The organism is Mesorhizobium sp. M00.F.Ca.ET.216.01.1.1 (assembly GCF_004010325.2).
GTDB lineage: Bacteria > Pseudomonadota > Alphaproteobacteria > Rhizobiales > Rhizobiaceae > Mesorhizobium.
In genome coordinates, this window is the sequence record NZ_SADR02000251.1 from 1 (window position 1) to 365 (window position 365).

The following is a 365-nucleotide window of genomic DNA, read 5'->3' on the forward strand; positions in this document are numbered from 1 at the left end:
GTGGAAATCCCGGACGACCGCTGCGAGCGCGCCAAGCTTCTCATGGCCATCGACGATGCCTTCAAGGTGGGCGACTTCGAGGTTCTTGGCAAGGCGCTCGGCGGCTCGGCGCGCTGTTTCGACGAGAGGATGCCCTTCGAGCTCGGCCTCGGCCATCCGCTGGAATACGCCATCTATTGGAGCCCGTTGGCCTTTATCTCGACGCTGCTCGATGCCGGCTCGAACCCGAACTACGAAGATCACGCCGGCTTTCCATCCTTGATCGCGGCGCTGTCGACGGAACGGCCCGACAGACTGGAGATCGTGCGGATCCTGATCGAGCACGGCGCCAACCCGAACATGCGCGGCGTGAACGACTGGACGCG

General features: G+C 63.8%; 1 protein-coding gene. It reads left to right on the forward strand.

Features of this window, described 5'->3' with window-relative positions:
• The coding region (locus EN859_RS35970; protein ID WP_245525884.1) for an ankyrin repeat domain-containing protein at positions 1 to 365 on the forward strand (365 nt) is incomplete at both ends.